At 32.3% G+C, this 13,688-nt stretch carries 9 protein-coding genes; all 9 read right to left on the bottom strand.

Going from position 1 to position 13,688, the window contains the following annotated elements:
• Positions 1 to 2: 2 nt before the first annotated feature.
• The gene (locus RU96_RS01275) at positions 3 to 3,458 is read right to left on the bottom strand and encodes a CDP-glycerol glycerophosphotransferase family protein (protein ID WP_071863734.1); all 3,456 of its coding nucleotides are present in this window, start codon (positions 3,456 to 3,458) and stop codon (positions 3 to 5) included.
• Between the two features lie 27 nt (positions 3,459 to 3,485).
• Positions 3,486 to 6,779 carry a CDP-glycerol glycerophosphotransferase family protein gene (locus RU96_RS01270; RefSeq protein WP_071863733.1) on the bottom strand — a complete coding sequence of 1,098 codons (3,294 nt, stop codon included), beginning with the start codon at positions 6,777 to 6,779 and terminating at the stop codon, positions 3,486 to 3,488.
• Between the two features lie 26 nt (positions 6,780 to 6,805).
• Complete coding sequence (locus RU96_RS01265) at positions 6,806 to 7,984, bottom strand: CDP-glycerol glycerophosphotransferase family protein (RefSeq protein ID WP_071863732.1); 1,179 nt, start codon at positions 7,982 to 7,984, stop codon at positions 6,806 to 6,808.
• Positions 7,977 to 8,708 carry a WecB/TagA/CpsF family glycosyltransferase gene (locus tag RU96_RS01260; RefSeq protein WP_071863731.1) on the bottom strand — a complete coding sequence of 244 codons (732 nt, stop codon included), beginning with the start codon at positions 8,706 to 8,708 and terminating at the stop codon, positions 7,977 to 7,979. The genes RU96_RS01265 and RU96_RS01260 overlap by 8 nt, the downstream gene beginning before the upstream one ends.
• Positions 8,705 to 9,844 carry a CDP-glycerol glycerophosphotransferase family protein gene (locus tag RU96_RS01255; RefSeq protein WP_071863730.1) on the bottom strand — a complete coding sequence of 380 codons (1,140 nt, stop codon included), beginning with the start codon at positions 9,842 to 9,844 and terminating at the stop codon, positions 8,705 to 8,707. The genes RU96_RS01260 and RU96_RS01255 overlap by 4 nt, the downstream gene beginning before the upstream one ends.
• 186 nt (positions 9,845 to 10,030) lie before the next feature.
• Positions 10,031 to 10,261, bottom strand: a complete 231-nt coding sequence (locus RU96_RS01250) for a hypothetical protein (protein WP_245813011.1) — start codon at positions 10,259 to 10,261, stop codon at positions 10,031 to 10,033.
• A gap of 268 nt (positions 10,262 to 10,529) precedes the next feature.
• Positions 10,530 to 11,828, bottom strand: a complete 1,299-nt coding sequence (asnS, locus tag RU96_RS01245; protein WP_071863729.1) for an asparagine--tRNA ligase — start codon at positions 11,826 to 11,828, stop codon at positions 10,530 to 10,532.
• A 55-nt stretch (positions 11,829 to 11,883) separates the two neighbouring features.
• Entirely contained in the window at positions 11,884 to 13,077 is a 1,194-nt protein-coding gene (locus RU96_RS01240; protein WP_071863728.1) for a pyridoxal phosphate-dependent aminotransferase, read from the bottom strand.
• An 85-nt stretch (positions 13,078 to 13,162) separates the two neighbouring features.
• Positions 13,163 to 13,666 carry a cell wall elongation regulator TseB-like domain-containing protein gene (locus RU96_RS01235; RefSeq protein ID WP_071863727.1) on the bottom strand — a complete coding sequence of 168 codons (504 nt, stop codon included), beginning with the start codon at positions 13,664 to 13,666 and terminating at the stop codon, positions 13,163 to 13,165.
• Positions 13,667 to 13,688 lie beyond the last annotated feature (22 nt).

Raw genomic sequence — 13,688 nt, 5'->3', positions numbered from 1 at the left:
CTTTATACTAGTTTACTATAAAACATTTTCATGACTTCTTCATTATAACTAACCGGATCAAAAACTGCTGGTTTTACATGAGTTTTATAAGCAGTAGTAATCATTTCTGCTATTCCTTCTATAGTGTTATTTTTTGCCAATAAACCTCTTTTCCCATTATCTAACACATATTCTGTAGCAGGTATTCTTGTAGTTGCAACTGGAACTTGAAGTGCCATCGCTTCTAATAATACCATTGGTTGTCCCTCATAAGCAGAAGTTAAGGTGAAGAGTTGGCATTCCTTTAAAATTTGAAAAGGATTATCAAGATGGCCTAAGAAAAATATTGAATTAGACAGTTGCAACTGCTTTACCAAATCAATTAATTCATTTTTCATAGGACCATCCCCAAGTATATATAATCGAAGTTTTGGAATCTTTTTTATAACTTTGGCAAAAGCCATGATAAGCTTATCTTGCTGTTTTTCAGGAGAAAGTCTTCCCATCGTTATGATATTATAATATTGATCTTTAGCATCAGGAAAGGACACAAATCGATTAGTAAGGTCAATTTTACCAAATAGTTCGTCAATAATAATATCTTCCTCCCTCATAAAAAAGCCTTCCAAATCTCTATAAAAAACACCCCTAGTAGTAAAAATTCTTTCAACTAAGTCTACTTTTTTGTCATTTTCAAAAGTTTTCATACCATATTTCGGTAATTTTTCTACAATTGGATTACCAGCTACAATAGTAGCTTTTGCTAAAAAGGATTGCTTATCTATTTCAGTAAACACCTTCACAAAATCAAGATTAGCTTCATTTATATAACCAATAAGTTTACTTTCTGACCACAGTTTATAATAAACTCCGTGACGAGTTCTCACTTTAATAGAATATCTATAAATTGTCTCACTATTTTCACCAATCTCATTTTTAGTATTTTGTACTGCCTGCGACCAATCATCCTGTTCAGAAAAATTCTTGATTTTAACAAATCCTGTTTCATTCATTGTCTCTAGCACTCTATCACGTAACTGGAAATATTTATGTCGATTTGTAAATCGATTTTTTATTCTTCTAAGATTTATAGCATTTTCAATAAATATTAGCGCAGATTCATTGATCCAGCCAATTGTTTCATTATTAATTATCATTTGATAGTATATAGAACCATCTGAAAGAGTAACTTTTGCATTCAAATAAGCAAGTAAATAACGATAGTTTTTTGCATCACTAACTTTTCTCGCATCCTCTTCAATGGGTAAATCAATCCATACTATTGCTTTACTTTTTGGTCGAATATAACCATATAAATTGACGTCTTTTTTTGTTTCTATCATTGGATATTTTTTATCAAATTCCTCGATATCACTCCAGCCTGAATAAATATCGTTTATTAAGATCTTATAACGTTTTATATTTTCTTCTTCATTTTCATAATATGCGATTGTTCTAATTTTATCGGCCACACTTGAAGTAACCATTTTAAATTCATTAGAATCATATTTGGAATATACTTTATAATTATTATTGTGCGGAGTGATAGCAAATTTCATCATTTCTAATTGTATATCAGTACTGTCAATCCGAACTGGTGCATCAAAAAGTTTATTCAAATCTAAACTATTTAGAACGTTCGTAATTTTCTCTGGAGCGATATAATGTTTAAGTTTATCTGCATTAATTTGTTCCATAACAGGAGAAACTGTTACCAATTGATCAAACTTATCATACATCGTAAATATTAGTGATAGGGGTTTAAAATGAATCTTAACTCCATTAACTTCTCTATCCCTGTCTGCAACCATATCACTATGCATATAACAAAGTTTTTTATCAGCATCACTAGCTGCAATATACTTTGCCCAATAATGACTATACCCGCTAAAGTCAATCGCTACATCAAAATGTAAATTTGCAAAAATCCTTCTAGATTCACGCTCAAACGCTTTCCATGGAAAAGAATCCGTTGTAACTTTTTCCAAATGCTTTGAAGCAAACAATTTGTTAATCATACTGTTTTCATCTTTAGTCAAAATTGCATATCCAGGTTTATAAATAAAACGACATTCTTTAGGGACTGATAGAATATTATCAATTTGGGCTTTCTTTTTTGGGTATCCAGAAAAACACGTAACATCATAATTATTATAATCAATATTTTTTAGTAAATTTATTAAACTGCTAGTTATACCATTATTATTCATCCCGCCAACATAAAAAAGAAGCTTTTTCTTTTCTGAATCACAACGAATTATCTTTTTATTTTCTCTAAGATTTCCTTTAAATATATAGTCCACAACAGCTTCTGTTACCTTCCCATCATCATAAGGGCAAAATTGCTCTTTTGCTTTTTGGTACTTTTCCTTATAGGTTTTAGAAATATCCGTCAAACGATCAAAAGCTGTAATTACCTCATCCATCGTTTCTAATACTGGACCGGGAAACATATCTTCTTCAAAATAAAGTCCTCGCTCACTACTGTACATATCTTTATCCCAACAATAAAAAAGGATAGGTTTATTCGTTACAAGAAAATCAAAGAAAATACTTGAATAATCTGTTAGCAAGACATCTATACCCGCCATGATAAAATTAGGATCAAATTCATCTGGCACTAAATAGTAGACTAACTCTGGATACTCCCTTGCTCTTTTATATAAATAAGGATGGACTTTAATTAAAACATTATATGTTTTACCGATATTTTTCCTTAGCAATTCACTTTCCGCAATTATTTGTTCAATTGAATCTGTTGGTTTTGAAATAGAATTTCCTTTCCAAGTGGGACAATACAATACTGTTTGTTTTTTAACATCAATATTTAAACCCACATTAATTAAAGACTTTAAACTTTCTTCAGGTTTTGTATTTAAAGTAAAATCAATTCTTGGGTAACCAAACTCTAGTATTTGACCGGTAAAAATATCATCCAGTTTGAAGCTTTCTGTATACATTTTTGTAGTGTGTGAATTAGGACTAAGTAGGTAGTCAGAAAACAAAAAATTTCGAACAACATTTTGAAGTCCTGCTGGGTTTCCTTCTTGAATGTCGTAACCCATTTTTTTTAACGGTGTACCATGCCATGTATTAATACAAACTTGTTCCTTTTTTGGAATAAAAAAAGACTGGAAGGTGGCATTATTGATTAAATATTTTGCAGAAGATAAAACTTTTACATATTCTCGAGAATTTCTTTCAACAAATTTTACATTTGGTAAATGAAATAATTCATCAAGCGAACTTTCATCAACTAAATCCGTTTTACACCAAACATGATTAAAATGTTTGAATTCTGGATTAGTTATCAAAGATTTAAAAATTGCTGCCGGAGAGTCAATTGCACTTTGTCCATCACGGCTTTCATAAAAAACCAGATTATCATCAATTTTCTCATTTTCATAATCTTCAGCAAACCAAGTAGACAATTGTGCAGACAAGTTCTGATTTTTGTTAAATATATTCTTTAATTTCATTCATTTTCACCCTTCAATGATAATTACTTATTTCAAATTTTTATAAAACATCTCCAGCGCATCACGATTATAAGCATAAGGATCAAATTTATCATAAGTTATCTTGTAATCTAAATAGGATTTAATTCCCATAACAAGTGATGAAACATCCGTACCGCGAATATATTCTCCATAATTATTTTTTAACACCGATCGATTCGCCGGAATATCAGTAGCTATAACATTCATACCTAAAGTTAAAGCTTCTAACAGAACCATAGGTTGACCTTCATAAATAGATGGTAAAACAAATAAATTACACTCCTTCATAATTGAAAAAGGATTTTTTTTATGTCCTAATAGGTAAACTGAATTTTCGAGATTTAATTCAGCAATTAACTCTTGTATTTCATTTTTTAAGTTTCCATCTCCAAGTATAAACAATTTAAGCTTTTTATACTCATTTGTTAACTGTTTAAATGCCTTTATCAGATTTATCTGGTTTTTTTCAGGTGATAACCTTCCCATAGTAACAATATTAAAATTATCCGAGTTAATGTTAGGAACTATCCCACCATTTATATCTGTCAAATAACCTTTATTTTTGTCTTCATTTGTACTGTGTACTGAAACATCTCTTATTACTTCTACTGCATCAGAAGATATCCACAATGGCCGAGAGTGAAGATTAGTTAGGAACAATTCATTTCCTTCAACTACGATTCTCTTGGTAAGCATAATCTTATTTCCAATACTATCACTTAAATTGATTTTAAGAAGGCACCGTGGAATTATTTGTTCGTTATCCGATAAAATAATTTTAGGTTTTGTAACGACAATGGCCTCCCTTAACTTCTCATCAAACTCTTGTGAGACTAAAACTTTATTTTTATTAAGTATCAATTGTCTTAAAAGGGAAAATTTACGCATATTATGGATATTGGTCACATATTTTTGTTCTACCCATCCGATCTCTCCAGCATAGGTTTGAATAAGATAATAAATTCCCAATTCTGTTGTAGCAATTTTATTTACACCCACATACGTCTTTTCTAAGTACTTCAAAGGAGATACAATTTTACTATTTTCCTTTGGCTTAAAATAAATATAGCCATCATTACTTTTAGAGATTGTAGCTAGTAAGCATACTCGCTTAACTTTGGTATCTGATTTTGTTTTAACATTTAAAATTTCTGAATCAACCCATCCAACATATACACCATTAATAGTAACTTTAGCATACTGTTTTTCTTGGAAAATCGTAGTTGCTAAAACATACACTTTGCTACAACCAACAACCTTTATTTTATTAAATTTATGTTTAATAAGATTATTTAAGTCTTTAGCGACCAAGTAATCTCCAGTATCTTCGATTTCTGCTGTATATCTTCTAAAATCTAACGTATTAAAAGAAACTTCATTTCTACTTTTATCAGTCTGATTCGTACTTAGAATTTTATCAATATTTAACAAATTATTAGCATATCCTAACTGTGCTGGCTTAACATATCTAAATAATTTTTTCCCATTTAATTCCATTGTTTCTTTCGATACACTCAAAATCCGATCAAAATACCGGTAAAGTAAAAAAATTTGAGAAAGGTTGTTCTTATGCACTTTTTTCCCATCAATAATTTTTTCTGATTCACTCAATAAATCATTGTGTTGATAAATGATTCTTTTTAAAGCAGGTACGCCACATATTATCTTGGCCCAATAAAAGCTATAACCACTAAAATCAATTGCAACATCAAATAAAACTCCACCAGTTATTCTTCGCGCGTCTCTATAATAAGGAGTTTTGGGATATAGATTTTTAAAAAATTTAGCATTACCAAATGATTTAAAAAAATCATCTTTAAAATAATCAATTTTTTTATACAACTTTCCACCAGGCGCAAATAATAATCGTACTTGATTAGGTATATCTACAATCATACTTTTTTCTTCATCAGAAAGGTTTTTACCTAAAAGAATTGAAATATCGTATTGTTCAAAATCGATATTTTGAAGTAAGTTCATAAAACTAGAGGTAATACCATTTTTTTTCAAACGACCAGGATAAATTAATAATTTCACTTTATGGTTAATTAAAGAAATTTCATTTATCTCCTCAATAGTTTGATTAAAGAAAATACGATTTACGTATCTTTCAGTTGTGTGACCGTTGTCGTAAGAAGTAAATTTAGTTTTAAATGAATTATACACATCACGATATTCACTAGATAATTCAAATAAATTTTCGATTGTTATTAATAAGTCTTCTACGTTTTCGACAATTGGACCGGGCAATTCATCTTCTGATAAGTACATACCTCTTTGATTTTGATAAAGATCTCGATCCCAAGCATAAAAAATTACGGGTTGATCAGTCACAAGATAATCAAAAAAAATACTTGAATAATCCGTAATCAATAAATCAATTCCAGCCATTAAAAAATTTGCATCCATTGAATCGGGAATAAGCATTCCTTCAATTTTTGAATTGTTTTCTAATTTTTTATATAAATAAGGATGGACTTTTACTAAAAAATTATATTTTCCAGAAAGACGATTTTTCATTAACAGAGATTCTTGAATTATTTGTTCCTGATCATTACTAGGATTTGTTATAGAAGTTCCCTTCCAGGTAGGAGTATACAAAATAGTTGGCAAAGATTCATCTAATCTTATCCCATACGATTTCAAAGTATTTACAACAGCACTTTTACTAGTGTTCAAAGTTGTATCAATACGTGGATAACCACCTTCAAGAATCTTCCCAGCGTATAAACCATCTAAATGATAGCTTTTAGAAAATATCTGTGATGTGTGAGCATTAGGGGACAAAATAAAATCTGCCATCAAAAAATTACGTAAAACATTGTAAGAATGCGATGGATCACCTGGAATATCAAATCCCATTAATTTTAAAGGCGTTCCGTGCCATGTATTAATATAAACCTGTTCTTCTCTTTTAGAAAAAAAAGGTTGAAATGTTGCATTATTTATTAAATATTTTGCCGTAGCCAACCAATACATATAATCTTTTGAATTGCGTTTAATTAAAGTTACACGCTTAGAAAATTGAGAAATTAAAGCTTGTGCTGTGGGATTTTCTTCATCATTTATAACCCAAATATGGTGAAATTTTTTGAATCGATTATCCTCAATCAAGTAATTAAATATCGCAAAAGGAGAATCCACTATTGATTCTCCATCTCTTACTTCATATAAAACCGTTTCTTCATTGATTGGATATTGATAATACTTCGCATACAATGACTGTAAGCGCATTTTTTTATTTAACAATATTCTAGCTGTATCGCTAAAACTTTGTTTAATAAAACCTTTTAAATTCATTTTTATTCCCCAATTCTCAAAAAAACTTAGCTTTCTTCACTTAAAATTTGACATACCTTTTTTGCAGCAATACCACTTTCCCATTCAGAAAATTTTAAATTAAAATGATTCAATTTAATCTGAAATGCTTTAGGAAAATTATTGCAAATCTGTTCTAAATATAAATAAAACTCTTCTTCATCAACAGCTATAGGACCAGGAACTTCGCTGTAATCGAAGTAAAACCCTCTTAATTCGTGTTGGTAATGTTTAATATCATAAGGATAAAACAGCATCGGTCGTTCTAAAATAGCGTAATCAAACATTACAGAAGAATAATCTGTAACCATCATATCACTAATTAAATATAAATCATTGATATCTTCATCCAAACAAATTTTAACATTTTTTTCATAACCACTAATGTCAATCGAGTCTCCAACTAAATAATGCGGTCGAATAACTAAAGTATCCTCATCTACCAAAATTTGAACAATCCTACTTAAGTCAAAAGGCATAAAAAATTTATAATTTCCTTTACTGACAAAATAATCATCCCGCCAAGTAGGCGCATAGAGAATAACACGACCATTAGTTTTCCCAATAATTTTTTCTTTTAAGCTATTTTTATACTCTTCGTCGTACTTTTTTTGAACCAAAATATCGTTACGTGGATAGCCAATATCAAGGAAGTTATTTTTAAAACGAAAGGCTTGCTCAAATATTTTATGTGAATATTCATTTGGTGCAATCAGATAATCCCAGCGTGCCGTTTCTAAAATAAAATTCTTTTTATAAGTTACGCTATCCGTTCCTGGCATCGCAACAGTTTCAATATCTAAACCTAATTTTTTTAAAGGCGTTCCGTGCCAAGTCTGAATATAAGTTGTCGCTTTATTTTTTTTCAACCAATGGGGCATCCTTGCGTTAAAAACCCAAAATTGTGCTCTGGGAGTAAAAAGCAACCATTGTAACGAAAAGCGTTTTATAAACTTAAAGTCGGGATAGTCTTTTTTAGCTTTATCATAAAGTGATCCCTTAACCCCCCACACTAAATCCCAGTCTGGTTGCTGTTTTTTCAGTTCTAAGTAAATGTAGTATGGATTATCAGATGGTAATTTCCCATTAAATGATTCAAAAAGGACCGTCTTCTTTTTAACAGGAAATATGCTAGCATTTAAATTAAAGAAAATTCGATAAATACGACTTATCATTTTTTTAATCATTTCCATTCCTCATCTTCCACCACAAACTTTTTACCACAAAAATTGGCAGTTGCACAATGCGACCAATTCGTGTGGGATTACTTAATGAGCGATACAGCCACTCCAAATGTGTCTTAATAAAAAAAGCGGGTGCTCGCTTTACATGGCCGCTTAAAACATCAAAGCTTCCGCCTACATCTTGAAAGATGCTCCCGTTAACATTTGTCATGTTCTCTGCCAACCAAAGTTCTTGGCGCGGAAACCCTAAGGCCACAAAAACAAAATCTGGCTGTACAGCATTCATCTGGGCAACAATTTCATGATTTGTCATTTTTGTGTAGCCGTCGACACTGCCAGCAACTTTTAAATTAGGATAATCATTTTGAATATTTTTGATAGCATCGTTTAATACTTCTGGCTTAGCGCCATAAAAAAAACACTTTTTCTGTGTTTTATTGGCATATTCTAAAAGCTCCACCATCAAATCAAAACCGGCAACTCGTTCTTTGATTTTGCCACCGGTAATTTTTGAGACTAAAACAATTCCAATACCGTCTGGAATGCGGTGGGTGCTGTTTTCAATTAATTGTATTATAGTAGGGTATTTTTTTGCTTCTAATGCAATTTGAGGATTCACGCTGATAATACTCATTTTTTGTTTGCTGGCTAAAAACTTCGGCACGTCGTCTAAGATAGCAGCATACGTTATTTGATCAACGGGTAATCCAAGAATCATTTCCGTCATCTATTTTCAATCCATCCTATCAATTGTTTGTGGGCATTCCCAGTATTATATGTATTCCACATATGATTGAAATCCACTAAATTTTTATAAGGATAATCTAAAATCCTCTCCACTAATTCTGTTTCTTTTGTCACAATGACTTTTTGTAAACTTTCACCAAAATTTTGCTGTAAGCCTACTGTTTCATTATACTGATTAAAATCCGGACAATAATAAAGCAATTTTCCCCCTGGATTAGCCAGCGCATATTCAAAAGGAACAGAAGAATAATCTGATATTAAACAATCAACATTTTGCAACAAAGCCGGTAATGAAAGTGAATCAAAACTGGTTATTACATCTTCATGAGCAGCTAGTTTTGCTTGTAAGATTTTATCATGGGGATGCGCTTGAGCAAGTAATTGCCATTCAGTACCTAATTTTTGACGCAAGCTAGTAAAATCTAAAAGGGGTGTTTCATAGCTTTCACGATAAGTTGGTGCATAAAGCAATGTCTTTTTAGTACCAAATTTGGCAATAAATTGTTTTTTATTTTGTCTTTTTAACTCACTGTCAAAATAAATATCGGTTGGTAAATAACCAAACGGCAAAAATTCTGCTTTTTTTGCGTGATAACTATCTTCAAAAATAGTCTTCATTTTTTTGGAACCAATAACATAATGAGTAAAACGATTATAAACCGCTTGATAGCGTTCTTTATCGGCATTACTTTGCGCTTTTGCGTAGTTTGCTTCTAGACCAAAAGACTTAGCTGCACCAGCTGCATGCCACAATTGCACTACCGCCGTTCTATTAGAAAATTGAATTCCTGCTAAAAAAGCAAAATAGTTATCGCATAACACCACATCCGCATTTTTTGTTAATGCGACAATGTTACTACTAAAAATCTTTTTTGCAGCTAGAGAATAAGTATTACAGCCGAATCTTTGATAAGATTGGGCGACCTGTTCACTATTAGCAGTATAGCCAATCACTAACTCATGTTTAAAATGCGGCGCAAGATGATCAAGTATGATATTACTAGTTGTTGGAAAACTCAGTAAAAACACAACTTTCTTTTTTTGCACTGGGCGTTGACTTAGTAGATGGATTAATTTTAGATAACTATTTTTTACTGCCGTACTGACTTTTTTCATATTTACTCCTTTTTACACTATGGTCTATTGTACATGAAAAGCCAATGATTGAAAATAATTGTAAACAAACTGTCATATTAAGATTATGTATTTAGCCTAATTTTCTCTTTCATTCTTTTATATTAATTACTTTATAACAAAAAAATGTCGCAGTCTAATAGACTACGACATTGGCAAATATTCAAATTAACTAAAGAAACAATTTTCGCCTACAGCACGTTTAATATCGTAACTTGTAGCTGTTACATAGGGATTGTCTTGTGATACTTTATCGCGATCGCAAAGCTCACAAAAGTCGACTTTAAAGATAATACCGTCATTGACTACTTTTGCAGCGGTTGCCAAAATGGCACGATGAAATCCTTTCGGTTGGACCATATACTGTTTTCCTAACAAAATTGATTTTTCTGTTATCACTTTTATAACCCCTTTTCTTTTCTTGCGTTGCATTCATGATAACATACCTTTTATAACTTAATCAAGTTAATTTCGCTTTAAATCAATTATTTTAACTTGTATATACATATATACCAATTTTAGAGCTAGTTCAAAAAAATGAAATAAAATAATAACTTTTAACTAAAGTTCGATTAAAAAAGGGCAAAAAAACTGCCACACAATAAAAAGACCCCCAAAAGTTAAAATTTTTTGGGGGCACTTCACAAAGCTTATGACAGTTTTTTTGTTATGGATAAATCCGATTTAATAAACGTGGGAATGGAATAGCTTCACGGACATGTTCAATACCAGCTAACCAGGTCACGGTTCTTTCTAAACCTAATCCAAAACCGGAATGCGGAACTGAACCATATTTACGTAAATCTAAATACCATGAATATTCATTTTCATCTAATCCATGCGCACGAATTTGTTCTAAAAGATATTCATAATCAGTTGCTCGTTCAGAACCACCAATAATTTCACCATATCCTTCAGGGGCAATCATATCGGCACAAATCACCAAATCTTCACGAGTTGGGTGTGGTTTCATGTAAAATGGTTTAATTGCTTTTGGATAATTCAAAATGAAAACTGGACGATCAAAGGAATTAGCAATAAAAGTTTCATGAGGAGAACCAAAATCATCGCCCCATTCAATATCTTCAAAGCCATTTTCTTGTAATAATTTAATTGCATCATCATACGTAATACGTGGGAAAGGAAGTTGTGTATATTTTTCTAATACACTACGATCCCGTTTTAAAACATGTAGCGCATAATCGCAATTATCTAAAACACTTTGAACCAAATAGGCAACATATTGTTCTTGTACTTCTAAACTTTCTTCTTGATGCATGAAGGCCATTTCTGGTTCTAACATCCAAAATTCAATCAAATGACGGCGTGTTTTAGATTTTTCCGCCCGAAAAGTTGGACCAAAAGAAAATACTTTACCAAAAGCCATTGCAGCAGCTTCCATATAAAGTTGGCCAGACTGAGAAAGATAAGCTTTTTGATCAAAATAATTTGTTTCAAACAAATCAGTGGTACCTTCTGGAGCAGATCCGGTTAAAATTGGCGGATCAATTTTAACAAAGCCTTCTTTGTTAAAGAACTCATAACTTGCTCGAATTAACTCATTACGAATTTGCATAATGGCATGTTGACGGGAAGAACGGAGCCATAAATGACGATGATCCATCAAAAAGTCTGTTCCATGTTCTTTTGGCGTAATAGGATAGTCATGACTTTCGCCGATAACTTCAATATTTTGTACACCGATCTCATAGCCAAACTTTGAACGACTATCTTCTCTAATTTCGCCAGTTACTAAAATCGATGTTTCTTGATTTAAGTTTTTGGCTGTTTGAAAAATTTCTTCAGCTACTTCGCTTTTCACTACCACGCCTTGGAAATAGGCTGTCCCATCGCGTAATTGCAAGAAAGCAATCTTACCACTTGAGCGTTTGTTAGCAACCCAAGCTCCAATGGTGACAACTTCGCCTACGTGGTCTTTTGCATCAATGATTTGAATTTGTTCCACTTGTGTCTCTCCTATTCTTTCACCCTAATTATTGTGAGGATTTCCTTCTAGCATTCTAATCTTTATTGCGTTTGTTTTCAACAAATTTATGCATTCGTCTTACAGCTTCTTCTAAAACATCCCAACTAGCCGCATAACTTATCCGCACATTTTCTGGTGCGCCAAAGCCTGCACCTGTAACTAAAGCGACGTGACCTTCTTCTAATAAATCTTCGACAAAAACATTGACATCATCATAACCACACATCGCCATGGTCTTTTTAACATTTGGGAAAAGATAGAAGGCCCCTTGCGGTTTTTTCACCTCAACACCAGGGATTGCTGCAATTAAAGGATACAATTTATTCAAGCGTTCCTCAAACGCTACCCGCATTTTTTCAACAGAGCTTTGATCTCCTGTTAAAGCTTCTAAGGCAGCATATTGACTCGCAGCAGTAGGATTACTTGTTGATTGAGAAGCAATTGTCGTCATTGCTTTAATGATTTTAGCGTCACCTACAGCAAACCCAATCCGCCAACCGGTCATGGAATAAGTTTTTGAAACACCATTAATCACTATTGTCTGTTTGGCAATGGCATCTGATATGGTAGCGATGGGTGTGAATTTATTATCGTCATAAACTAAACGACCGTAAATATCATCTGCGACAATTAAAATATCATTTTCAACCGCCCAGTTACCAATTGCTGTTAATTCTTCTTTGGTATAAATCATACCTGTAGGATTAGAAGGTGAGTTGATAATAATCGCAACTGTCTTATCTGTTCGTACTTTTTCCAATTGGGCCACGGTAACTTTAAAATCATTTTCAAAACCACCATTTACATAGACTGGGATGCCTTCAGCTAGTTTTACTTGTTCTCCATAACTGACCCAATAAGGCACTGGAATAATAACTTCATCGTCTTTATCTAAAATAGCTTGAAATAAATTATAAAGCGCATATTTTGCGCCATCCGTTATGATAGTTTCTTCCACCTTGTAATCGAGTCCATAGTAGTTTTTCATATAATCAACCACAGCTTGACGCAACTCAGGAATACCAGCAGACTGGGTGTAAAAACTGGCTTTACCAGAAGTGATAGCTGCAATAGCAGCCTCTTCTATGTTTTTTGGGGTGATAAAATCTGGCTCACCTACCGTCAAACTCAGCACATCTACACCTTGCGCTTTTAAAGCTTTTGCCTTAGCAGCAGCAGCCAATGTGACTGATGGTTCTAATTTTTGGGCCCGTTGCGACAATTTCATCCTCATCATCTCCTCAATAAATTAAAAATCGTAAAGCGGTTATTTTAACCGAAATTATTTTCGGAATAAAAACAGTGGGCTTATCTTACACATCTTTAATAACTTTAACTTCTTCCCCTTTTTCAAACGACAATAAATAATAAGTAATTTGCCCATCTTCATCAGTAGCCATTACTTCCCAAACAGGCTTTTTATCATAAATACCCAATTCAGCTTTTTTAGCAGTTTGGCTATGAAAAGTATTGTTAACGAGCGCTTTTGCTTTATTGGCTGTAATACCATCTTTTTGGGGTAAGACAGTAATTTTTTCTCCTGATTTAGGAACAATAACAGCAATTTCTTGCCCTTTTTTATCACTACCAATTAAACTAAAATACGTCTGTTGGCGGTTATACCAATAAAATTCATCCACATTTACTAAATCAGTATGTTTTTTTGCTAAAGCAGTCGCTTCTTTTTTTGCTTGCTGCATAGGACTTTGGGCTTTTAGATAACCTAAAATACCTAGCGCAATCAAGATAACTAAAACACCAGAAATAATAAATAAAATTAGCTCCTGACGTTCTTCTTTTGCCAAGTTTTTTTTCACCGATTGACGCTCCTTTTGTGAT

It is taken from the genome of Enterococcus canintestini (assembly GCF_001885735.1).
Taxonomy (GTDB): Bacteria; Bacillota; Bacilli; order Lactobacillales; family Enterococcaceae; genus Enterococcus_C; species Enterococcus_C canintestini.
This window is presented reverse-complemented; position numbering and strand designations above follow the sequence as displayed.

What these genes read in the sequence shown, in the direction of transcription:
- RU96_RS01255 (WP_071863730.1), bottom strand. Translation starts at nt 9,844, where the DNA reads ATGAAAAAAGTCAGTACGGCAGTAAAAAATAGTTATCTAAAATTAATC.
- RU96_RS01260 (WP_071863731.1), bottom strand. Translation starts at nt 8,708, where the DNA reads ATGACGGAAATGATTCTTGGATTACCCGTTGATCAAATAACGTATGCT.
- RU96_RS01275 (WP_071863734.1), bottom strand. Translation starts at nt 3,458, where the DNA reads ATGAAATTAAAGAATATATTTAACAAAAATCAGAACTTGTCTGCACAA.
- RU96_RS01265 (WP_071863732.1), bottom strand. Translation starts at nt 7,984, where the DNA reads ATGATTAAAAAAATGATAAGTCGTATTTATCGAATTTTCTTTAATTTA.
- RU96_RS01240 (WP_071863728.1), bottom strand. Translation starts at nt 13,077, where the DNA reads ATGAAATTGTCGCAACGGGCCCAAAAATTAGAACCATCAGTCACATTG.
- RU96_RS01270 (WP_071863733.1), bottom strand. Translation starts at nt 6,779, where the DNA reads ATGAATTTAAAAGGTTTTATTAAACAAAGTTTTAGCGATACAGCTAGA.